At 67.3% G+C, this 21,437-nt stretch carries 19 protein-coding genes, 1 tRNA gene and 1 pseudogene; 9 read left to right on the forward strand and 12 right to left on the reverse strand.

The window, feature by feature from the left end:
* Positions 1 to 12: 12 nt before the first annotated feature.
* Positions 13 to 2,664 (reverse strand): RICIN domain-containing protein, encoded by a 2,652-nt coding sequence (locus Q2K21_RS00815; protein ID WP_310763105.1) that lies wholly within the window; start codon positions 2,662 to 2,664, stop codon positions 13 to 15.
* A 481-nt stretch (positions 2,665 to 3,145) separates the two neighbouring features.
* Between Q2K21_RS00815 and Q2K21_RS00820 the strand changes: the two genes are divergently transcribed.
* Complete coding sequence (locus Q2K21_RS00820; RefSeq protein WP_310763106.1) at positions 3,146 to 3,661, forward strand: RNA polymerase sigma factor; 516 nt, start codon at positions 3,146 to 3,148, stop codon at positions 3,659 to 3,661.
* A complete protein-coding gene (locus tag Q2K21_RS00825) occupies positions 3,658 to 4,266 on the forward strand; it encodes a hypothetical protein (protein ID WP_310763107.1) in 609 nt (202 codons plus the stop codon). The genes Q2K21_RS00820 and Q2K21_RS00825 overlap by 4 nt, the downstream gene beginning before the upstream one ends.
* A 135-nt stretch (positions 4,267 to 4,401) precedes the next feature.
* Here the strand turns inward: Q2K21_RS00825 and Q2K21_RS00830 are convergent, their stop codons facing one another.
* The 4 genes from Q2K21_RS00830 to Q2K21_RS00845 all read right to left on the reverse strand — a co-directional run bounded on the left by Q2K21_RS00830 (position 4,402) and on the right by Q2K21_RS00845 (position 8,502).
* Positions 4,402 to 6,084 (reverse strand): RICIN domain-containing protein, encoded by a 1,683-nt coding sequence (locus tag Q2K21_RS00830; protein WP_310763108.1) that lies wholly within the window; start codon positions 6,082 to 6,084, stop codon positions 4,402 to 4,404.
* Positions 6,085 to 6,461: 377 nt separating this feature from the next.
* A complete protein-coding gene (locus Q2K21_RS00835) occupies positions 6,462 to 7,043 on the reverse strand; it encodes a PP2C family protein-serine/threonine phosphatase (RefSeq protein WP_310763109.1) in 582 nt (193 codons plus the stop codon).
* Positions 6,949 to 8,082, reverse strand: coding sequence for a PAS domain-containing protein (locus Q2K21_RS00840; RefSeq protein WP_310763110.1), 1,134 nt, complete (start codon positions 8,080 to 8,082; stop codon positions 6,949 to 6,951). The genes Q2K21_RS00835 and Q2K21_RS00840 overlap by 95 nt, the downstream gene beginning before the upstream one ends.
* A gap of 346 nt (positions 8,083 to 8,428) precedes the next feature.
* Positions 8,429 to 8,502: transfer RNA gene (locus tag Q2K21_RS00845), tRNA-Gly, on the reverse strand.
* A gap of 269 nt (positions 8,503 to 8,771) precedes the next feature.
* Here Q2K21_RS00845 and Q2K21_RS00850 point away from each other — a divergent pair.
* The 3 genes from Q2K21_RS00850 (at position 8,772) to Q2K21_RS00860 (ending at position 10,100) form a co-directional block, all read left to right on the forward strand.
* Positions 8,772 to 8,933 (forward strand): hypothetical protein, encoded by a 162-nt coding sequence (locus tag Q2K21_RS00850; RefSeq protein WP_310781403.1) that lies wholly within the window; start codon positions 8,772 to 8,774, stop codon positions 8,931 to 8,933.
* Between the two features lie 71 nt (positions 8,934 to 9,004).
* The gene (gene dcd / locus Q2K21_RS00855) at positions 9,005 to 9,580 is read left to right on the forward strand and encodes a dCTP deaminase (protein WP_310763111.1); all 576 of its coding nucleotides are present in this window, start codon (positions 9,005 to 9,007) and stop codon (positions 9,578 to 9,580) included.
* A 7-nt stretch (positions 9,581 to 9,587) separates the two neighbouring features.
* A complete protein-coding gene (locus Q2K21_RS00860; protein ID WP_310763112.1) occupies positions 9,588 to 10,100 on the forward strand; it encodes a phosphoribosyltransferase in 513 nt (170 codons plus the stop codon).
* 318 nt (positions 10,101 to 10,418) lie between these two features.
* Here the strand turns inward: Q2K21_RS00860 and Q2K21_RS00865 are convergent, their stop codons facing one another.
* Positions 10,419 to 11,495, reverse strand: a complete 1,077-nt coding sequence (locus Q2K21_RS00865) for a GNAT family N-acetyltransferase (RefSeq protein ID WP_310763113.1) — start codon at positions 11,493 to 11,495, stop codon at positions 10,419 to 10,421.
* Positions 11,492 to 12,532, reverse strand: a complete 1,041-nt coding sequence (locus Q2K21_RS00870) for a glycosyltransferase family 4 protein (RefSeq protein ID WP_310763114.1) — start codon at positions 12,530 to 12,532, stop codon at positions 11,492 to 11,494. Before Q2K21_RS00870 ends, Q2K21_RS00865 begins: the two co-directional genes overlap by 4 nt.
* A 220-nt stretch (positions 12,533 to 12,752) precedes the next feature.
* On the opposite strand from Q2K21_RS00870, the gene Q2K21_RS00875 reads away from it, so the two are divergent.
* Together Q2K21_RS00875 and Q2K21_RS00880 are read left to right on the forward strand one after the other, a co-directional pair.
* Positions 12,753 to 13,598, forward strand: coding sequence for a class I SAM-dependent methyltransferase (locus Q2K21_RS00875; RefSeq protein ID WP_310763115.1), 846 nt, complete (start codon positions 12,753 to 12,755; stop codon positions 13,596 to 13,598).
* Positions 13,595 to 14,704 carry a polysaccharide deacetylase family protein gene (locus Q2K21_RS00880; RefSeq protein ID WP_310763116.1) on the forward strand — a complete coding sequence of 370 codons (1,110 nt, stop codon included), beginning with the start codon at positions 13,595 to 13,597 and terminating at the stop codon, positions 14,702 to 14,704. Before Q2K21_RS00875 ends, Q2K21_RS00880 begins: the two co-directional genes overlap by 4 nt.
* Here the strand turns inward: Q2K21_RS00880 and Q2K21_RS00885 are convergent.
* On the reverse strand, positions 14,591 to 15,562 hold the full coding sequence (locus Q2K21_RS00885; protein WP_310763117.1) for a YIP1 family protein: 972 nt from the start codon (positions 15,560 to 15,562) through the stop codon (positions 14,591 to 14,593). The genes Q2K21_RS00880 and Q2K21_RS00885 overlap by 114 nt on opposite strands.
* A 300-nt stretch (positions 15,563 to 15,862) precedes the next feature.
* Between Q2K21_RS00885 and Q2K21_RS00890 the strand changes: the two genes are divergently transcribed.
* Positions 15,863 to 16,636, forward strand: a complete 774-nt coding sequence (locus Q2K21_RS00890) for a class I SAM-dependent methyltransferase (RefSeq protein ID WP_310763118.1) — start codon at positions 15,863 to 15,865, stop codon at positions 16,634 to 16,636.
* 92 nt (positions 16,637 to 16,728) lie between these two features.
* Here the strand turns inward: Q2K21_RS00890 and Q2K21_RS35685 are convergent, their stop codons facing one another.
* The 4 genes from Q2K21_RS35685 to Q2K21_RS00905 form a co-directional block, all read right to left on the reverse strand.
* Positions 16,729 to 17,112 (reverse strand): transposase, encoded by a 384-nt coding sequence (locus tag Q2K21_RS35685; RefSeq protein WP_386275944.1) that lies wholly within the window; start codon positions 17,110 to 17,112, stop codon positions 16,729 to 16,731.
* Positions 17,025 to 17,849, reverse strand: a complete 825-nt coding sequence (locus Q2K21_RS00895) for a transposase (protein WP_310780517.1) — start codon at positions 17,847 to 17,849, stop codon at positions 17,025 to 17,027. Before Q2K21_RS00895 ends, Q2K21_RS35685 begins: the two co-directional genes overlap by 88 nt.
* A 229-nt stretch (positions 17,850 to 18,078) precedes the next feature.
* Positions 18,079 to 19,389, reverse strand: a complete 1,311-nt coding sequence (locus Q2K21_RS00900; protein WP_310763119.1) for an O-antigen ligase family protein — start codon at positions 19,387 to 19,389, stop codon at positions 18,079 to 18,081.
* A 570-nt stretch (positions 19,390 to 19,959) separates the two neighbouring features.
* On the reverse strand, positions 19,960 to 20,910 hold the full coding sequence (locus Q2K21_RS00905) for a class I SAM-dependent methyltransferase (RefSeq protein ID WP_310763120.1): 951 nt from the start codon (positions 20,908 to 20,910) through the stop codon (positions 19,960 to 19,962).
* A gap of 269 nt (positions 20,911 to 21,179) precedes the next feature.
* Here Q2K21_RS00905 and Q2K21_RS00910 point away from each other — a divergent pair.
* Positions 21,180 to 21,398: pseudogene (locus tag Q2K21_RS00910) on the forward strand (ISAzo13 family transposase); the annotation flags it as partial.
* Positions 21,399 to 21,437: the final 39 nt, after the last annotated feature.

Raw genomic sequence — 21,437 nt, forward strand, 5'->3', positions numbered from 1 at the left:
CGGGCGTTGGGGTCAGGACGGGTCGCCGTACTGGAGGCCTCGTCCGTTGGTGCCGATGTAGACGCGACCGAAGGTGTCGGGGTCGCCGGTGATGATGCCGAGGCTGCCGATGGCGCCCCACTGGTGGGCGTCGTCGTTGACGCGGAGCCAGGTGGCGCCCTTGTCGGTGGAGCGGAAGACTCCGGTGACGTCCTTGACGGTGCCGATCAGGTACAGCGCCTGGTAGTTGGCGCCGGGCGCGGCCTTGCCGAAGCCGAGGGCCGAGGCGGACTGCACCGAGCCGAGCGCGGCGAAGGTGCGGCCGCCGTCGGTGGAGTGCAGCAGCCCCTTGCCGCCGCCGGAGATCCACAGGTCCCCGGCGATACCGGGGACAGCCACGAGCCGGCCGGAGGGCAGGTTGCCGGCCCGGGCGGTGAAGGTCGCGCCGCCGTCGGTGCTGGCGTAGAGGGTACCGCCGGACAGGGAGTAGAAGGTGTTGCCGGAGGAGCGGTCGGCGACGACCTCGGCGTCGGTGCCCAGGCCGCTGACCCTCGACCAGCTCGAGCCCTTGTCGGTCGAGCGGTACGGGACCTGACCGTCCTCGGTCCAGACGATGGTGGAGCCGTCCGCCGCAAGCGCGACATGGCCCATCTGGGAGCTGCTGACCGGCTCCGACGTGAAGCCGTTCCAGCTGCTGCCGCCGTCGGTGGAGTAGGCGCCGTCCTGCGCGCCGCCACGGCCGACGCGGACCATCATCGAGGGGTTGGACTGAGCGAAATCGATGTCGGTGCTGCTGCTCATCAGCGGGTTCTTCAGCCGTCCGGCGGGCACCTCGGTCAGGGAGTCGTGGCGGAAACCGCCCTGGTCGCCCATGGAGGTGATGACGGTGGCGCCGCCGGGAGGGGCGATCGCGTCCGCCAGCGAGGTCTCCTCAAGCCCGCGGGCCCCGGAGGCCCAGTGGCTGGTGCCGCCGCTGTCGGAGGCGTTGGCGTCCTTGCTGCGCCAGATGCCGTTGCCGGTGCCGTACAGCACGTGCCCGGAGTCGAAGGGATCGATGGCCAGCGCGGTCATCCAGTGCCCGGTGTTGGTACCGACGTAAGGAGCGCCGGAGGCGTCGCGCTGCGACTTGTCGGCCAGTGCCTTCCAGGTCGTGCCGCCGTCGGTGGTCCGGTAGACCTCGTCCTCGGGCCACCAGCGGTCGAGGGTGGTGACCATCACCGTGGACGGTTTCTGCAGGTCGACGGCCAGACCGGAGAACCCGTAACCGCCCTGGGAGGGGGAGATGTTCTTCCACGCGCCGCCGGACGGCGTGTACTTCCACACCGAGCCCGCCGTCGCGTCCATGGGGCCGATGCTGTTGCTGTAGGACAGGTACAGCGAGCCGTCACCGGAGACCACGCCGTGCTGCGGCATCTGGCCGGTGGGCTGCCCGGAGACGGCCTGCCAGCTGCTGCCGCCGTCGGTGGAGCGGTACAGGGAGGTGGACCTGTCGTTGACGCCGACGTAGACCGTGTTGCTGCCGGCCGGGCCGTACGTCACGAAGGAGATGCCCGCGCCGCTGCTCGCCCCGTCCTTGACGGGGAACGAGGAGACCTGACTCCATGTCGCGCCGTAGTCGGTGCTGCGCCACAGGCCGTTCTTGCGGGTGCCCAGCAGTAGGGTGCCGTGGTTCGCGGGGTCGATCACGAGCCGTTCGCCCGCCCCGCGGCCGGGTTCGTTGCCGCCCACCTTGAACGGCAGATCGGTGCGCTGGAAGGTGCGGCCCCGGTCGGTGGAGCGCAGGATCGCGCCGTTGCCCGCCCACTCGTTGGTGTAGGTGCCCGTCGAGAGGTAGAGCCGGTTGGGGTCGACGGGGTCGGTGGCCAGCGCATCTATGCCCAGAAGGTTCCAGTCCTTCTCGCCGAGCCAGTCGGTCAGCGGGATCCACTGCTCGGCCCCGGTGTCCCAGCGGTAGGCGCCGCCCATGTCGGTGCGCGCGTACAGCAGGCCCTTCTCCTTCTGGTTGAACACCAGCCCGGTGACGTAACCACCGCCCGCCACCTGGGCGTTCTTCCACGCATACGGTCCGGACGCGGGCTTGGCGTCCGTGCTGCCGCCCCCAGCCGCCAAGGGGTCGGCCATCTTCACCAGCTTCCACTGCTGGTTGGTGTTGCCCAGGCCGGGAAACTGGATGACTGCCGCTCCGTTGGCCGAGGAGCCTCCGGAGACGTCCAGGACCTGGCCGCTCCTGCGGGAGGTGAAGGTGACGGCGTCGGAACCGCTCACATCGTCGATCCGCCACTGCTGGGAAGGGGAGGAGTTTTCGGTCTGCTGCTCAGCGGCGGCCGTCTGAGCGGTCGAATTGCCCGCGATGCCCAGGACCTTGCCGCTGTTGCGGTTCACCAGCTCGTAGTAGCCGTCCCCGACGGACTTCAGCTTCCACTGCTGGTTGGCGGTGTGCTGGTCGGTCCACTGCTGGATCCGGGTGCCGTCGGCGGTGGAGAAGCCGTTGACGTCCAGCACCTTGCCGCTGCGCACGGAAACCAGCTCGTAGTAGGCATTGCCTTCGACCGTCGCGGCCTGCGAGTCCTCCTGCACGAACAGGAGATACGGCACGACGGCGAGGGGCGCGCCGAGTAGCACAGCGGTGGCGGTCCAGCGACGGCGGTGACGCCCACGGCGCACGCCGTTCGTGGGGTTGTTCATGGGGGAGACGCTCTCCTTGCATACCGTTCGCCAGAGGAAGTCGGATCCAGCCCACCGGAGTGGCCCGATCCGACTCCTTGTGGTCACAGGCTCCGCACAGGGTTGCCGCGAGCCGGGAACTTTTTCAGGTCACCTCGTGGTGAGGTAGGCGTTGATCAGCGTCCAGGGTGGCGTTGGTGCCCTTGGCGTCGATGGCCCTGGCCCGGAAGGACACCGAGCCAGGCGTCCCGGGCCTGCTTCGACCAGGGCGCGAGCACCGCCGCCCACCCGTCGCTGCCCGCGAAGGGCGTGTACATCGACAGCTCGATCCGCGCCCCGTACCGGCAGCCGACCATGGACGACGCCCTGAACTGATGACGCGTCCGTAGGCACTCGCCTGAAAGGATCCGGCCGGTGCCGGACAGGACGGGTTGTGGAATCCATGACGGAAGAGGAGTCGCGCCAGAGGCAGCGGGCGCGCTTCGAAGGATTGGCGCACGTGGTGGCGGAACCGTTGCACCGGTATCTGCTGCGACGGACGAGCGCCGACATGGTCGACGACATCCTGGCGGAGGCGATGCTGGTGCTGTGGCGTCGTATTGACGACGTCCCCGGCCTGGGGTCGGCGCCGGGTTCCCTGCCCGATCCTGATGACGTGCTGCCGTGGTGCTACGGGGTGGCGCGGGGCTGTCTGGCGAATGCCCGCCGTGCCGACGGGCGCCGGCTCCGGCTGGTGGAGCGGTTGATGCGGACGCAGGAGCAGCGGCCGGCCGGGGTCGCCGACCACAGCGATCTGCACGCCGCGCTCGCCACCCTCGGGGCGTTGGACCGTGAGGTGGTGCGGCTGTGGGCGTGGGAGGAGCTGGCACCCCGGCAGATCGCGGAGGCGACCGGGCTGACGTCCAACGCCGTGAGCATCCGGCTGCACCGGGCGAAAAAGAAACTCGCCGAACAGTTGCGGCGAAAGCATGACGAACCGTCCGGACACAAGAGGGATGAAGGAAGGAGCGGTCAGTGAATGACGACGAGTTGCTGGCCCGGCTGAAGTCCGCGGACCCGGCGCTGACCCCGCATGCTCCGCTGCCCGACATCGACCGACTTGTGGAGGACATCTTGACCACCGACACCGCGCTCCAGACCGGCAGTACGGCCCCCGCGAAGACCGCTGCGCGAAGGAGCCGCCGTCAGCTCTTCGGACTCGCGGCGGCTGCCGGTCTGCTTCTGCTCGGCGGCGGCATCGCCGCAGGAGTCATGGCGAACAACGACAACGGGCACTCGGCCGCCTCGGCCGGCCCGCTGACACTCACCATCCACAGCGGCTTCGGCAGCCAGAAGTGTATGGCGCCCAGTCCCGACACCCTGCGCGGGTACCCGACCCTCTTCGTGGGAACGGTCACCTCCATCAAGGGTTCCACGGTCACCTTCCGTGTCGACCACTGGTTGAAGGGCGGCGACACGGAGACGGTCGTGCTTAACGGCGACGCGAGCCGGCCGGAGGCGCTGACGTTCTCGAAGGGGGAGCGCTACATCGTGGCCGCCGAGAAGGGCGTTGTCCCGGTGTGCGGTGCGAACGGGGCCCCGGACGAGACCGTCGACGAGTTCCGCAAGGCATTCGGGAAGTAACGGAAAGCGGCTGCACGGACGAGCCCGCCGGCTGCTGGGCTACACAGCCGCAGAAGTCGTGGGACGGTCCGCCGCTCGTCCTACACGACAATGCGCCCCCATCGAAGCGATGGGGGCGCATTTCGTCAGCTTCGCCTACTTGAGCGCTGTACCGCCCGAGTTGTGATAGGCGATCGTCTTGTTGATCAGGTTTCCGCCGTCGGTCTCGACCGCGGTCTGTTCCTGCTGCCCTGGACCGAAGAACAGGCCGGCGACATGGGCGTTCGCCACCTGGTCCATGTGCCCGAAGAACCAGTCCACCTTGTCGTCCTTGTAATGGTTGAGGGTGTTGTTCTGCGCCATGTTGCCCACGGGGATCTGCCACAGGACGACCGGCTTGCCCACGGACTCGGCCATCGTCTTGTAGAACTGCAGCGCGGCGGCGGCCTTCTGGTCGTTCCAGAAGTGGTCACTGCCGCCGTGGGCCGGCTGGGCGTACCAGCCCGCGTCGCGGTCCGACACGTCGGTGGCCAGGAAGTCGGCGTTCTTCGCCCCGAGGCTCGCGTAGTCCTTGACGCACGCCTGGGTGTTGGTCTGCCAGTCGAAGCAGGAAAGGTGCATTCCCACGGCGGTGTTCGGTGCGTACTTGTGCGCCATCGAGATCAGGCACTGGGCGAGTCCGGCGGCGCTGTTCTCCTGCGATCCGCAATCCTTCGGATTCGCGCCGGAGACCTGTGCGGGAACCTGGTGCGGATCGCCGAGCGACCGGACGTAGCCCCAGAAGTCGGGCTCGAGGTCGATCGCCTCCTGCGACGTGCCGATCTTCTGGAGGAAGAACCGGTAGTCGTTCAGGTACCGGGTGAGCAGGTCGAGCCGGTTGATGGCCTTGACCTCGCCCGGGCCGTCGCCCTGGCCTGCCGCATCCCCGAGGTCGCGCAACGAGTACCAGGTCCAGAGCATCTTCTGCGGACGCGCGCTGCCCTTGTACGTCGCCTGGGCCACCACACTGTCCCGCCAGGTCACGTAAGTGCCGGGCGCCGTGGTGCTGCCGTTCCAGCAGCCCCACCAACCCGACCAGTCGTCGTGGCACTTCGCTGCCGTGTAGTAGTCCGACGAGGGCGCTGGCTGGCTGTGCACATAGGCGTACCGCACGTCGAACGGCGCGGCGGCCGCCGAGGCGTCGGACATCGAGCCGCCGACGAGCACCGTGCTGCTGCCCATGAAACGCTTCGTCGAGCTGCCGCCACCGGCCACGGGAGACGGCGTCGACGACGGGTGCGAGCTGCTCGGAGCCGGGCTGGTGGGAACGCTGCTGCTCGGCGCGGTGGGCGTACCGGAGCTGCCGACACTCCCGGCCGGGACGAGTTGCCACTGCTGATCGGCGCCGCCCCGGTCGCGGTTCTGGACGACGTCTCCGCCGTCGGCCTTGGCGGCGTTGTGGACATCGACAGCCATGCCACTGAAGCGATTGACCAAACGCACGTAGCCGTCCGGCGACTTGGCCAGTTTGAACTGCTGGTTGGTGCCGTTCAGGTCTTTCCACTGCACGAGGGCGGAGCCGGCGGTCTTCGACCAGCCGAGGTCATCCAGCACCTTGCCGGAGTTCCGGTTCTGCAGCCGGTAGTAGCCGTCACCCGAGTCGATGAACCGCCACTGCTGGTTGGCGCCGCCGTGACGGCTCCACTGCACCACCGCCGCGCCGTCGTTCGTGGCGAAAGCGCGGTCGTCCAGTACCTTGCCGCTGTTGCGGTTGACCAGCACGTACCACTTCTTCAGATCCAGGGTTTGCTGCGCCGAAGCCTGGCTGACCACGACAGCCGAGCCGGCCACGACCACCATGGAGAGACCCGCCCAGAAACCCCGACGCGCGAGCAACCGACGGCCACGATGCTTCGGGCGACCACCGCGGGCACCGCCGTCGGCACGGTGGCCGCCGACGCGGGACGCCACCGATGACGTGGGTGGGCCGGGGACATGTCTGTGCTCTCGTTCCAGGGACATGTCTGTGCTCTCTTTCAGCCGTTGCATCTGACCGACCACATGGCCGGACAACACTGAGTGGTCCGAGAGGCCGAAAAGGTTGCCGCGAAGAGCCACAGATTTTTTTTCGCGTTGACCGCTTCCCGTTCGCTGTGGAGCACGGCATGGCTGACGCCGGCGGTGGCGAACGCCTGATGGCTGCTCCCGGCCCTGCCGCTTACCGCTTACCACGCCCGCTACTGGACATCCCCGCGGATGAAGATCAATGCAACGGAGGGTTCGGCGGGCAGTTCCCAGGGGGCGACCTGGCTGGTGCCAAGGGTCCTGGTCCGGGTCAGAAGGAGAGCGACGTCGTCCGTCTGGGGCTGAGGGAGCAGGTCGTGCGGGATCCGGTCGCAGGTCTCCTCCAGTGGGCGGCCGGGTTCGGCGAGCCCGGAGCGCAGCAGCTCGCAGGCGTCGTCCAGGTCGCGGACCTGGGATTCGATCAGTCCGTCCGTGTACAGGGCCAGGACGCTGTTTTCGGCGACGTGGAACTCGGCGGCCTCGAAGGGCATGCCGCCCAGGCCCAGAGGCGGCCCGGCCGGCAGCTCCAGGAAGCGGACCGTGCCGTCGGGGGCGGCCAGGACCGGCGGCGGGTGGCCGGCTCTGGCCATGGCGCAGCCACCGGAGACGGGGTCGTACACCGCGTACAGGCAGGTGGCCCCGACTTCCCCTGAGGGGTGGTCAGGGTGACCGTCGCGGCCTATGGCCTCCTCGCGGTCCATGCGCAGCACGAGGTCGTCGAGGTGGGTGAGCAGTTCGTCGGGGGCCAGGTCCACGTCGGCCAGGGTGCGTACCGCCGTGCACAGCCGGCCCATGGTGGCCGAGTTCCTCGGCCAGCCGCAGGTCTTCCTCGTCGAAGGGGTCCGGGGTGCGGTGGCGGAAGAACAGGGCCAATCCCGGGGTCACCCCGCGTGCCCGCAGCGGCACTGTCATGACGGAGTGGATTCCGTACGTGCGGATGCTGCGGCCACGCTCGGGGGAGGTTTCCTCCCACCAGCGCAGGATGTCCTTGGTCCGGTGCACCGCGCCGTGCCCCGCGGCGAGAGCGTGCCCGGGAGGGGAGTTCTCGGGGTAGGTGTAGGTCGCCCCGAGCGCCACCACCGATTCGGGGCATTCCGGCAGGACGGAACGCTGAGCGGTTCGTCGCAGGACCAGCATGCGGTTGCGGGCTGTCGACTCCTCGCCCCGCAGGACGCTGTCGAGCAGGTCCACCACGGCGAAGTCGGCGAAGTGGTCAGTGCTGACTTCCGCCAGCTCATCTGCGGTACGGCCGAGGTCGAGGGTGGTACCGATCCGCAGCCCCGCCCCGTAGAGGATGGCCATGCGTCGCCGGGCGCGGAACTGCTCGGTGGTGTCCACCGCGGCGGCCGACACGCCGCAGATCCGGCCGCCGGGGTCGCGCACGGGGTACAGCGACAGCAGCCAGACCCGCCTGGCGGCATCGCCAGGGCCCATCCCGTGCAGTTCCGTCGTCACGGGTTCGCCGGTGGCCACCACCTGCCGCAGGGCCTCGGCGACACCCCGGGAATCCGCGAAGGTCCGGCCGGAGGCGGAGTGCCCCATGGGCCAGCCGAGCAGCTCGTGATCCGGCTTGCCCGTCTCGCGCGTCATAGCGGCGTTGATCTCGACCCGCACCCCGGCGCGGTCGTACAACGCCATGGGCAGGGGAAGCTGGTCCAGAGCCCACTGCTTGAGCAGCGCGGTGTCCGGTGCATCGCCGTCGCTCGGCGAGGGCGCGTACGGCTCTAGGCGTGCCACCGTGAGGAACCAGTACGCGTCCCCCGCCGTGCCCACCAGTGGTTGCCCTCTACGCATGGGCGCTGGATGGGCGAACCCTGGTTGTCCCCGTCCTTCGTACGGCCAGCCACCCACTGGAAGAGACTCTGGCCCGAAGTGCAGTCCGGATAGGCGACAGCTGCGCATCAGCCCCCAAGTCGGCCTTTGCGTAAGCGACTTCACTGCCATCTGCAGGACTTGTGGCGCAAGGCACAGGAAATGCGTCTCGCTATTTGAGACGCGCGAGGGCGGGTCACTGAAATCGGCGGCCGCGCGCCCCTCTGGAGATCACTTCACCTCGACTTAGGGCACACAGAGGGCACGCCACCCCTAAATTGGACTGGACAACAAACAAACCCCAGGCCGCTGACCTGGGGTTTCTCTATGGAGCGGGTGACGAGAATCGAACTCGCGCTCTCAGCTTGGGAAGCTGATGTTCTACCATTAAACTACACCCGCGTAAGACGCCGGTTGAACCGGTGTCGTAATGCTCGCTCACTGTACCTCATGTCGGGCCCCCGGTGCTGAAGCCGTGGGGTCCGAAGTCGTTCCGGAGGGCGGACGGGGGCTGCGGCGGGCGGGAGTTGGGGCGTACGGTAGGGGCGCGCGGAGGGGTTGTGGGCGGCCGGAGTGCCGCCTGGAGGGCCGTCTCTTTCATCCCGTAATGTGCCGCTCGTCGTCCGTCACGTACGTGAGACGAAGGCTCTTGGGGAAGGGACTCTGAGGACTTGATGGAGCGCACCGTCGTCCGTTGTGCCGAGGGGCACGTGTTCAGCACCGCTTCGTTCCCGATGCAGCAGGCCGAGCGCCTCGGCCCCGGACGGCTCGTCCGGTGCCCGCGCTGCGCCCGGCTCCGCAGCGCGGTTCCGGTGGCCCTGGAGAAGCGGTAGCGATCAGCGGTACGGGCGCGCGGAGACGTCACGATTGTGGCGGCTCCGCGCGCCTTGCGTATTCTCGGGGGGTGCTTCTCTCAGACAAGGACATCCGGACCGAGATCGACAAGGGCCGGGTCGTGATCGACCCGTTCGATCCGACGATGGTGCAGCCCTCGAGCATCGACGTGCGGCTCGACCGCTACTTCCGGGTGTTCGAGAACCACAGGTACCCCCACATCGACCCCTCCATCGAGCAGGCCGACCTCACGCGGCTCGTCGAGCCCGAGGGCGACGAGCCGTTCATCCTCCACCCCGGGGAGTTCGTCCTGGCCTCGACGTACGAGGTCATCAGCCTGCCCGACGATCTTGCGTCGCGGCTGGAGGGCAAGAGTTCCCTCGGGCGGCTCGGGCTCGTCACCCACTCCACCGCCGGGTTCATCGACCCCGGCTTCTCCGGGCACGTCACCCTGGAGCTGTCCAACCTCGCCACTCTCCCGATCAAGCTCTGGCCGGGCATGAAGATCGGGCAGCTGTGCATGTTCCGGCTCAGCTCGCCGGCCGAGTTCCCCTACGGCAGCGAGCGGTACGGCTCGCGCTACCAGGGGCAGCGCGGGCCGACTCCCTCCCGTTCCTTCCTCAACTTCCACCGGACCCAGGTGTGAGCGAGACATGACGACCGGCATACGAGAGAACCTGACCTACGAGGACTTCGGACGCGCCGTCCGGGAACTCGCCCAGACCATCGCCGACGACGGCTACCAGCCCGACATCGTGCTCAGCATCGCGCGCGGCGGTGTGTTCGTGGCCGGTGGGCTCGCGTATGCCCTGGACGTCAAGAACATCCACCTGGTCAACGTCGAGTTCTACACCGGCGTGGGCACCACGCTCGACATGCCCGTGATGCTCGCCCCCGTCCCCAACGCGATCGACTTCACCGACAAGAAGATCCTGATCGCCGACGACGTGGCCGACACCGGCAAGACCCTCAAGCTGGTGCACGACTTCTGCCAGGAGACCGTGGCCGAGGTCCGCTCCGCGGTGATCTATGAGAAGCCCCACTCCCTCGTGAAGTGCGAGTACGTGTGGAAGCGGACCGATGAGTGGATCAACTTCCCGTGGTCCGTTCTGCCTCCGGTACGCAGGTCGGGCGAGCCGGTCACTCCCTCCAAGGAAGCGCTCTGACACCTGCCGGGCGGTCTCGGGCCACGGGATGGGTGACGGGATGGGTGAGGGTGCACACGTAGGTGCCCGGGTCGGCGCCGTTGCCGCCCTCGCCGCTGGTCCGGGAGGAGGCGGTGCGGGTGCTTGCCAGGGTGCCCTCGGCGCCGGGGTGTGCGGAAGGTCGGTCTCGGCGGTCGCCTGCCCGGGGCCGTACTCCACACAGCTGCCCCGGGCAGGCGGACGACAGGGCCCCGGAAGCAGGGGACGTGAGGGGGCCGGGCCCGTCGTCGCCGTTGCTGTCGGCTGTCCCCTGGACCACCGCCTGCGGGTGCCGCGAAGTCAGCCGCGGGAGCGGTGGTGCAGCCAGAGGGCGGTGCCCGCGAGCAGCGCCGTCGGGCTGCGGGGCCTGAGCCACTGTTCGTCATGGCGGTCCTGCGCGCCGAACGGCCGGTACTTGTACGGCTCGGCGCCGCGCAGGAAGTCGAACGTATCCACGCCGAGCTCGGCCACCTCGGCGATCGCCCGGTACACGAGGACGCTGCCGAGACTCATCCGCGCGTAGGCCGCGTCCCAGCCGCCGTTGTAGTAGGCGAAGGTCTTCTGCCACAGGAACCCGTAGACCGCTCCGACGGCACTGCCGTCGCGCTCGGCCAGCAGGGCGGCGGGCCCGCGCCCAGGAGCCGCGCGCTCCTGGAGCCGCAGATGGAAACCGCGCCGGCGGGGGCCGAAGGCCGTCGTGGTGCCTTTCACGTCCTGCCGCGCCCGGTGGAGCCTGAGTACCGTGTCGATCACCTTGTCGGTCATCTCGTGCGGCGGCACCCAGCGCAGGGAAATCCCGCTTTCAGTGAGCCGTCGTTCATATCGCCCCACGTCTTTCCGGAAGCGTCGGGAACCGACGTCGATGCCCGGACCGACCGCGAGGCGCGGGCAGGTGGCCCTGGCGAGCCTGTGGGTTCCGGGGAGCAGCAGTCCGGGGTCCGCCTCCCGGTCCATCGCGGGAAGCCAGAGGCTGCCGCGCCCGACGCGCTCCCGGAGCCAGGCGCGGACCTCGGCGCGGCGGTGCGGCAGGACGGGAAACAGCCCGTGGTCCGCCGCATCGGAGCCTGATCCGAGCAGGGTCCAGCAAGTCACCGGGAGCGGGACCCGAGGATGCAGCCGCTCCCGGACGCGCATCAGTGGGACGACGGCCTCCACACGCCCGCCGGGGGCGGTCCACACCGCGACCTCGGCCGTGTGCGGTGTGTCCATGGCCTCCCACGAGCCGAGCACCCAGTCCGGCGTGGTGAAGTACGAGGAGCCCGGCACGGCCGCGACCAGGTCGCGCCAGCCGTCCTCCAGTGCGGCCAGGCTGCTCGGGGTGCGGTGAACCTCGAAGCCGGCGGCGGTCGCGGCCCGTGTGCCCGTCGGCCGGGTCATCGGTGGCCGTCCTGGAGAAGGCGGACGAGTCCGTCGGTGAACCGTCGGCTCATCTCCTCGACGGTGTACTGCCGGGCATCCTTACGGCACTCCTCGCGCATGACGTCGAGGCGTTCGGGGCTGCTGAGCAGGTCCACCACGGATGCGGCGTACCGCTGCGGGTCGTCCGGTGCGACGAGGGCGTTTCTGCCGTGTCCGAGGTATTCGAACTCCGGCGCGTGCCATGGCCACGGAGTCGTGACCATGGGTGTTTCCAGCACGAACGAGTCGACCGCGCACAGCCCCACCAGGCCGGGCATCAGCATGACATCGGACACGGCGCCCAGCAGCGCCTTGCGCTCCCCGAACGCCTGGCCGATGGGTACGACGACGGGTGTCCGGGCTGCGGCGGCCTTGATGACCTGCTCTTCCGGGCCCGCTCCCGCGACCAGCAACCTGAAGCCGGGCAGGCGTCCGGCGATCTCCTCGGCCGCCTCGACGAGGAAGGGGATGCGCTTGCTGGGGCTGAGTGCTCCGACGAACAGTCCGGTGCGGCCGGCCGTGAGGCCGTGCTCCCGTCGAAACTCCGTGATCTGGCCCTGGGTCACGCTTCGATAGGCCTCGCCGAGCGCTTTGGTGTCGATCGCGTTCTGGACGACGGTGACACGCTGTCGGGGGAATCCGTGGTCGATGACCGCTTGCGCGCCCCCGGTGGTGTAGGCGAAGAACCAGCGCGCCTGCCGGGTGAGGGCGTACTTGAGTGATTGTTCCAGCGCGGACTGCGGCTGGGTGTACGTACGGCCGTGGTCCCACATCGCGATGATCGGTCCGCGGCCGGTCGACTGCCGCAGCAGAAGGGGATACAGCTCCATGTTGCGAAGTGACTGGTCGACCACCAGGACGTCCGCCGAACGGGCGAGCGAGCCAAGGTGCTTGTGGACCAGCGGTCGGCCGGCCACCCATGTGCTCCACTGCTTCAGCCGGACCGCTCCCTCGATGTGGATCACGTCTCGGCGCGCCCTCTGATCCACGCTGTACGGCGCGCCGTACGCGATCACGAGACGGACTCCGCGAGCCTTCAGATCCACTTCCAGACGGCGATAGAAGGAACGCCGAAACTCTGAGAGGAATGGCACGACGAGAACCACCTGCGGGTAATTCACGGGGTGGCGTGTCGGGCGGGGCTTTCTTTCCATGCTGGATAAATTGCCAGGAACGTAGTGAGCGGCACGTCAGAGACCCGTTCATGGAGTCCGAGAAGACTCATTAGGAGCAGTTGTGAAGCACAATGCACTGACCCGCAGAGCCGCCGCCAGTCAGCTGGCGCCCTTCGCGGTCTTTCCCAGCCGGCTCGCGGCCGTGGCTCGGCACAACGCCCGCATCGTGAAGCAGTCGGCTTCCTGGCTGGTGCGCTCGCGGGAGCACGTTCACTACACCTACGACCTCGAACCGCTGAATCTGGAGCACCTGGCCTGGTTCGTCGCGACGGTGACGGGCAGCCGGGCGGACGCCGTACGCGGTTACCTGGCGGAGCTCCAGGAGGACGCCGAGCTGCGCCGGGTTCTCGCCGGGGGCCTGGCGCGCAGTAGTCGTGGCGCCACCGTCGACCGGGTCATCCGTTATGGCCGGCGCCTGGGTTGGTACGCCTTCGTCCGGGCGCTCCGCCCCGAGTTCGTGGTGGAAACCGGCACCAACCGCGGGTTCGGGAGCGCGGTCATCGCGGCCGCCCTGCTGAGGAACGGCCGGGGCCGACTGGCCACCGTCGATTTCGACGACCGTTCGGGCGAACTGATCGCGCCTCCGTACGACCAGGTGATTGAGCACGTGGTCGGTGACTCGGTCGAGTTTCTCGCCGGTCCCGTGGCCCGGCGGCAGCCGATCGATCTCCTGATCGTGGACTCCAGTCACACGCCGGAGAACGACCGTGCCGAACTCGACGCGGCGACCCCTCTGCTGGCGCCTGAAGCGGTCGTGCTGGCCACGAAGGCTTACTGCTGGCGGGTACTGCCGTGCTGGGCCGAGGAACAGCAGCGGGAGTTCCTTCACTTCGACGAGAAGCCGCTCGACCACTGGTACCGGGGCGTCGGCATCGGCGCGTCGTTCCCCGCCCGGGTCCGGGCGTGAACCCGGCGGTCAAGGCCAGGCTCGTCGGCTGGCACGCGCGCTATGACGCCTGGCAGGGGGCGGACGCTGTGCTGCGTCGATCGCCTGCTCAGGCGTGGTTTCACCGCCGGGCCGCCGACCGGCTGGCCGTTCTCGGCTACCACGGCGTGGAGGACCCGGCGGTCTTCGAGTCGCACCTCGACATGTTGCAGCGCTCGTTCGTTCCGGTCTCCCTGGAGCAGGTCGAGGAGGCCACCCGCGGCGGCGCGGAACTGCCCGCCCACAGCGTTCTCGTCACCTTTGACGACGGTGACCACAGCGTGTACACCCATGCCCTTCCGCTGTTGGCGGCGCGTGGCATTCCGGCCGTCTGCTTTGTGATCCCCGGGCTGGTGGGCACCGAGACCCCCTTCTGGTGGGACGAGGCCGAGCACCTGGCCCGGCACGGCGGCACCACGCATCGGGTTCCGCGTACACGGCCCGAGACCATCCCGCACACCCTGAAGCTGTTGTCCGAGCGTGACCGGCAGCTCGCACTGGCGGAGCTGCGGGCGACGGCCACCGTGCCCAGCCCGCGCCAGCGGCAGCTCACCGCCGCGGAGCTGCGGGAGCTGGAGGAGGGCGGCGTCGTCGTCGGCAATCACACGATGACCCACCCCTGCCTCGACCGCTGTGACGACGAACAGGTGCGGGCGGAGGTGCTGGAGGCGCACGACCGGCTGACGGAGCTGATCGGCCGGCCGCCGACCTCCTTCGCCTACCCCAACGGCAACGTCGACGAGCGGGCCAACCGTTTACTGGGGCAGGCCGGCTACCGCTCCGGTTTTCTGTACAACCACAGGCTTGCCGATCCGGGGGTCTGCACCCCGCTGCGGATCGATCGGCTGACGGTCTCCAGCCGGACCAGTGTGGACCGGCTGGAGACCATCCTTTCCGGGCTGTACCCCGCCCTGTTCCGGGCCGGGCGGACGCTCGCCCGTGCTGTCGCGCGAGCCGGTCAGCCGCTCGCCAAACTAGAAGGTTCCCAGTTTGACGATCGACAGGATCGCGACCAGCTGGATGGCCGACGCGCCGAGCGCCTTGGGCCAGGGCAGGTCGTGGGACTTGGAGACCATCAAGGTCAGTAGCGCGCCCGCGGCGATCCAGGTCAGCCAGCCCAGGAGTTGGACGAAGGACGCGTCACCCCCGAAGAACATCGCGACGATCAGGCGCGGTGCGTCCGTGATGGACATGATCAGCATGGAGAGGCCGACCGTGGGCTGCCAGGCGCCGTCGCCGCCGAGCTGACGGGCCAGGGTGTGGGTGACCACGCCCAGGATGAAGGAGCTGATCATCATCGCCACGGCCGTCGTCAGGACGATCGGGATCGCGTTCGACAGCGTGGCGTTGATCGCGTCCTTGCGCGCGCCGTCGAAGCCGAAGACGGCCAGCAGACCGTACAGAAAGGTCACGATCAGGGCCGGGGCCCACATCGTGTAGTCCCGCATCTGGAGGAACGTCTGGGCCGGGGACATCACGATGCCCCGCAGCAGCTCCTTCCAGGGCAGGCGCGGGCCGACCGGCGGCGCCGCGGCCTGGCCCGCCCGGTACGTCTCGCCCTGGTTGTACGGGTCGTCGCCGACGGAGAACGCCTGGGTGTGCCCCGGGCTGTTGGCCGCGTACGGATCGACGGTCCGCGGGTACGCCTGGCTGTCGTCGCCGAAGTACTCCGGCTCGCCCTGGCCCTGCGGGCCCCGCCACTGCGGGTGACCGCCGTAGGGCTGCGCGCCGCCGTACTGCTGCTGCGGCGCGGAGGGGCCGCCGTACGACGGACTCTGCGGTGCCTGCTGTCCGTACGGGGCTTGCTGCGGTCGCGCTTGAGGAGCGCGGTTGTCCCGGCCGCGTCCGTTCCTGAATCCAGCCACGTCGTCGAACGTACCTGGTCCCGGCACGTGACATGCCTGGCCCTCGGCAACAGCCCGGACTTTGCTGCAGAGCTGTGACATCCCCTTGAGCGGACGCGGATCAACAAGTTGTCGAGGTCGACGTCCCGGCGGCGAAGGCCAGCCAGTTCCTCGGACCGCATCGGGCCGTACGCGCCGGGAAAGGCCATGAGCCGCCGCCGCACCTGCCGGCCCGCCTCGCCCGCCACGCAAGGCGCCACTTCGTGCCTCGTTCATCTTGGCAGGATCCGGTTTACTCTCTTCGCCCGGAAATCAAATTATTAACTCATGCTACAAACCTACTTAAGTTCACAAAGGTTCGACTTCCCGTGACGCCTCGACGGAAATCGATCATTTTCCTTCGTGGCACAGTATGCTCTGTTGCAAGACGTTGTGAATCGACAGATCGAGGCAGCCATGGCCGTCGTCGGGACGATGAAGAAGAGACTGCGGGAACTACCGCTCACGGGCTCCGCCGTCGCCACGCTTTCAAGGACGGTTAGCAAACATCGTTTCCATGGGTCACAGGGATACTGGGAGCGTCGCTACGCGGAAGGGGGCACGTCCGGCTATGGATCCGAGGGAGCACTGGCCAAGTTCAAAGCGCAGATCCTGAACGCCTTCGTCAAAGAGAACAGCGTGACCTCTGTCATCGAGTTCGGATGCGGCGACGGACGGCAACTGGAGCTCGCAGAATACCCGCGTTACCTCGGTATCGACGTTTCGGAGACGGGCCTTCAGCAAGCCATGGGGCGGTTCTGTGGCGATACCACCAAGAGCTTCCTCAAGTACGACCCGCGCAACTTCAAGGACGACGCACGGTTCCTGTCTGCAGATCTGTCGCTCTCGCTCGATGTCATTTTCCACTTGGTGGAGGATGAGATTTATCTACTGCACCTCAAAAACCTCTTCGCGGCAGCTGATCGATTCGTCATCCTCTACACAAGCGATTCGAACTGTCTCGACGTCACCGAATATGTTCCCCCGCATGTGCGGCACCGCCCTGTGACGCGCGACATCGAGAACAGATTTCCGGAGTGGCGACTACGAGAGCGGGTCAAGAACGCGTACCCTCACTCCGGCGGAGATGGCAAACTCACCTCCTTCGCCGACTTCTATATCTACGAGGCCGTCTGAAGAACTTCCGCGGATAACGCGGCCGTCGGTGCGCACCGCGGGCGGTTCCGCAGCGACGACTGGGGACCCAGGCTGCACGACCAGCGCAGTGATCATTGCTCCGCCGAGCACGAGGTGGCGCCAAGGCCTTCGTGGAGGGCGTGAAAGCGCGTAGTAAGGCGGCGGGTTCTGGGGGTGCTGGATGCGGTGGCCTCGATGCCGGCGCGGATCGCATAGCGGCGCTGCCATTGCTCGGTCTGCTGGTCGAGGCGGTTACGCGTCTGGATCTCGTGCAGTGGCCGGGGGAGCACGGCGATGGACCGGGGCCTCGTGGCTGAAGTGGTGCACTGGGTGCGGTCTGGGTAGGCCCGGCAGTCTGACCTCGGCGAACCGGGTCTACAGACCGGGCCTACAGATACGTATGGTCCTTGATGTTCAACTTGGTCCAGGACACGCTGGTGGCCCCGCGCGGACAGATTGCCTGCTCGTTCTCCCAGTCGATGGTGAAGGCCGCCTTGCCGAGATGGTGGTGGCGACATGGACCACCCGCTCGGGGCGTTCTTCGTCGCAACCGCAGTGAGGCGGGCGGCAGGGCGTGGCTGTCCCGCCAGCGCAGCAATCCGTCCACTTCCCAGAAGTAGTGGTAGACCCAGACCTGGCGCAGGACCTCCAACTGAGGAAGAAGCCGCAGGCCGGGTGGGCCGCAGGCGGCCCAGGCGGCGGTCAGGATCTTCTGGCCGTCCCGGCCGAACTCCTCGGCCCGGGCGGTCACGGCCGCCTTCCCGCCCGGCAGTTTGCCGATCTCCACCCGGCGTCCGTATTCCTTGGCCCATTCGGGCTCGATCAGCGGCGCCAGCCATGCGGGGGCGGTCTCGGCCAGTTCCTCCAGGGCCGCTCGCAGCGTCTCTCCGACCAGCTCCAGGCGGCTGAGGGTCCGCACCGCAGCCGGCACACGGGTGGCGTCGGTACGCTGCCGACCCCCGGCCTTGAATAGACCGGCCTCCACCAGGCGCTCCAGCATCAGCTCCAGCAACTGGTCGGCAGCGCCGTCCCGTTCGGCCGGCCGGGCCCTGAACTCGCACAGCACCGAGTGGTCGAACTCCGGATCCTCCAGCTCAAGGCCGATCGCGTATTTCCAGTCGATCCTGGTACGGACCGCATCTGCCGCCGCACGGACGGACAGATTTTCCGCGAACTGCAGCACTGACACCAGCGCCAACTGTCCGGGCGACAGCCCCGGCCTGCCATCAGGGGATACAGCCCGCCGAACTCCTCATCCTCGAACAGGACATCGAGCCGGTCCCGGATGAGCATCGCCGGCCTGCCCCTTGGACACGCCGCCCGCGCTGCCCGCGGCGTCCTCACCGGAATCCGCTGAAAACCGGCAGCGCCCTACGCGAGATCACCAGCAGAGTCCCGGCATTGAGGCTAAGGGGCCCCTGATGGGGAGAATCGGGGAGGTGTCAGGAGCCCTTCAGGGTTGTACGCCGGAGTTCGCGCCCAAGCAGGGCGCCCTCGGACTCCCAGTTCGTGCGCGGTCTGCCGCATGCAGCCGGACGTGTTGGGCTACGGCGTTCGGTGTCGGGCCCAGGCTGCGCCAGGCTGATTCCGACCATGGCACCCAGAGGGACCATGGCGTAGTAGTACACGAATACGTTGTCCGTGATCGCCATCAGTCCGATGCCCAGGAGCGCAAGCAAAGCCGCGTAGTGAGGGGCGGCGCCACCGGTCGAGTGGCCTCGAGTCCCCTGCCAGCAGCGGACCATGAGGAGAAGGTAGCCGATCAACCACAGTCCGAGGCCGATGTAACCGAAGTCGTGCCAGAGGCGCAGGTATTCGTTATGAGGCTGGTCCTGGGTGCCCAGTACCTCGTTGATGACGTGGCTGGCACTGCCTGCACCAAATCCGGTCCAAGGGTTGCTCTGGGCATGCTCGGTCACGATTGACCAAAGGATGGCGCGACCTTCCGCGTTAAGGGGAACACCCTGCACATTCCAGGCCAAATCGCCGGAGAAAAAGCGTTCCTGTAGATCGGGGCTCAAGATGAGGGCGAAGTATCCTGCGAGTCCGATCAGTGCCGCCCGGAATGCTGTTCTGCTGAGCCGCACGACACCCGAGCTTCGCATGGAGAGGGAAAGCAATACCGCACCCACTGCCATGGCGGTTCGTGAACCGCTCAGAGTGATCTCCAGAAGCAGAACGAAAGGAAGGAGGCGACACCACCTATTGTTGCCCCCGAAGGGAATCATGACCGCCATGATGAGCAGTGCCTGGATGGCGAACGACCTCCGAGGGAATACGCCGGCGGCTCCGAAACCGTCCAGGCCGAGTTCGACGGCGTAGACGGTGGCCCGCAGCCAACCCAGAATCACGACGGCCTTTGCGAAGCGGATGTCATATTTTTCGGAAAGTCTCGAAAATGCCTGGATGCTGCCGACGAAGAGAAAATAACAGGAGATGTTCTGCAGAGCTTTAACGCCAGTCCCATGGGTGACTGTGTCCATGAGCGCCCACGCCAAGAAGATCCAGAGAATCTTTGGAACTTTCCTGGGCTGCCGTGGTTCAGTCGACTTTTGCTTGGAGCCGCGGGTAAGGAAGGAAATTGCGGGAAGCAGCAAGAGGAATCCGTACGTGAGTAGCGCAGTAACTGCTGCCGAGACGGACACCGATGCCGTGATTCTGATGGGGGCAACGGCATCCCCCAGCATCAGTAGTAGCAACGTCAGCCCCGCTGCGAGTTGCTGAATTCTCTCCATACCGGTGCGCCTGTCCATAAATCCCCAGCATGGCATACCTGGCTCAGTGGGACGAATAGGCGAGGTTGGTGATCGAGACCGTGTCGCAGATCCCCGGTTAGCTCTTCGAAAGGCTTGGAGATCGGTGTTCAGTAGTGCGGTGCGGTCCTCTGAACTGAGAAGTGAATAACGCGAATCACGAGCACGGGGGCGTGGACGCGAAGTCCTCCACCGACGTGGTGGGCGCCGCCCACCAGTACTCCGGCGTCCTTGGCGGGGTGGGCCTGTGTCAGGTCGCCGTCCACTGTCCCTGGCCACCGACCACGGACACGCGCTGGTGGACCGGGCGTTGTACCTGCCCGCCGCCTGGGCCGGCGAACGACGGGCCCCGCGAACTGGCCCGTTTGCCCACCCAGTTCACGTTCGAAACCGAGCCCGAACCGCCCTCCGCGATCCACCAACACCAAGCCCGTCGTGCCCACCAGTGGCCGTTCCGCGCCGGTCTATTCGTTGTCTGCTCGCCGACGCAACAGATCTCCGCCTTCGCGCCGTTGCCGGGCGCCAGCGGTGGACCGTCGGGCAAGACCCGTCGACGGGCCTCTCCCGTCGCTACGCTGTCCGTCGAAAGAGAACTTCCATCGAACTGACGGTCAGATCGTCGAAGGAATCAGTCTTGCTGCGAAAGCACGATGGGTATTTTCGTACCAGTCCCAGGTGATCGGGGTCATGCCCCTCTCGGTACTTGATGCGTTCCAGGTCGGCGCTGTTCTTTTCCCACAGGCCCCGGAAGTCTCCTACCCGCCAACGGTTCACATGCGAGAAGTCGATCTCGCGGAGGCCGTGTTCTCGGCAGAACGCGTTGAGAACGTCACCTGAGAACAGCAACTGGCAATAGGGAACGGTGATCGATTTGTAGGCGTGCTCGCCGTAAGGGGAGAAGTACAGCGGGGCAAATGACAACCAGATGCTGCCCCCCTTCTTGGTTACCCGCTTCATCTCGCCGAGCACGCGGTCGGGGCGGGCGAAATGTTCGAAGGAGTTGTATGAGAAGACGTAATCGAAGCTCTCGTCAGGGAATTCGAGGCTTTCTGCGTCCATTTGGCGGAGTTCGACGCCTGCGGCGGAGGATCGGCCGTCGAATCCTTCCGTACGGAGGTCGACCCCCGTACATCTCTTGCCCGACTCCTGCAGTGCAGCGCTGACCATCCCGTCCCAACAGCCGACCTCGAGGAACGAGATGGCCTCAGTGGCTCCTGGCAGCCCCAGGATTTCTCGGGCTCGGCTCCTTCCGCATTTTTCCAGGGAAGTCTCGTCATATCCGCCGAAGTCGCCGGGCGGGTAGGATTTCTGTAGCCGAGGAAGCATGCTGGCGGGCAGGTACTCGGGAGCTGTCGATGCACCGAGAAAGACGGCCTCTGTCCTTTTCCTCTCCGGCCCCTTCAAAAGGAAATGCAGGTCGCGAGCTTTCTGAGCGGCGTGCGGTGGGAGGACACGCTTAGCGGCTTTCTTGGCGCCCTCTCTGGCGCGCTGTCCCATATTTACGATGCTTGCGTTCACCATTGTGTTTTCCCTGCTCCGCATTCGATGTCCTGGCTGTTCACAGCCACTGAAATACACCGTGACTGCCGCCGGGTTCGCTCCGAGTACACCGCGACCGAGTCCGTAGAATTTCACTGAGTACACCGGGACGGCGTTGCATTGCCGCTCCATCTCCGGTGCATGGGAAACCCGTTGAGGTCGCTGCCTCCGCAAGGTCGAACGCTATCCGTGCTTTGGCATTCAGCAGCGAGGAATCGAGCCGAGCCGCTCGGGATTCACGCGTTCGGCCTCTGCGGCCCGAACCCCTCGCCCCGCCGCCTCCGGCCCGGCCCGGCCCGCCGAGTTCGGCCGCTTCCCCGCCGGCGACAAACTCCCCACCTGGCTGCGGCACCCCAGCCTCACCGGACTGGACCCCCGTCTTCGATGTTCTCGTCGCCCGCTACTGCGACTACTGCACCCAGCACCCACCGGTCCTGCGCCCCGGGAAACGCCCCGACGGCGGTCCCGGCCGTCCCGCACGACCAGTAGATCCAGGGAGTCATTTATCG

It is taken from the genome of Streptomyces sp. CGMCC 4.7035, from assembly GCF_031583065.1.
GTDB lineage: Bacteria > Actinomycetota > Actinomycetes > Streptomycetales > Streptomycetaceae > Streptomyces > Streptomyces yaanensis.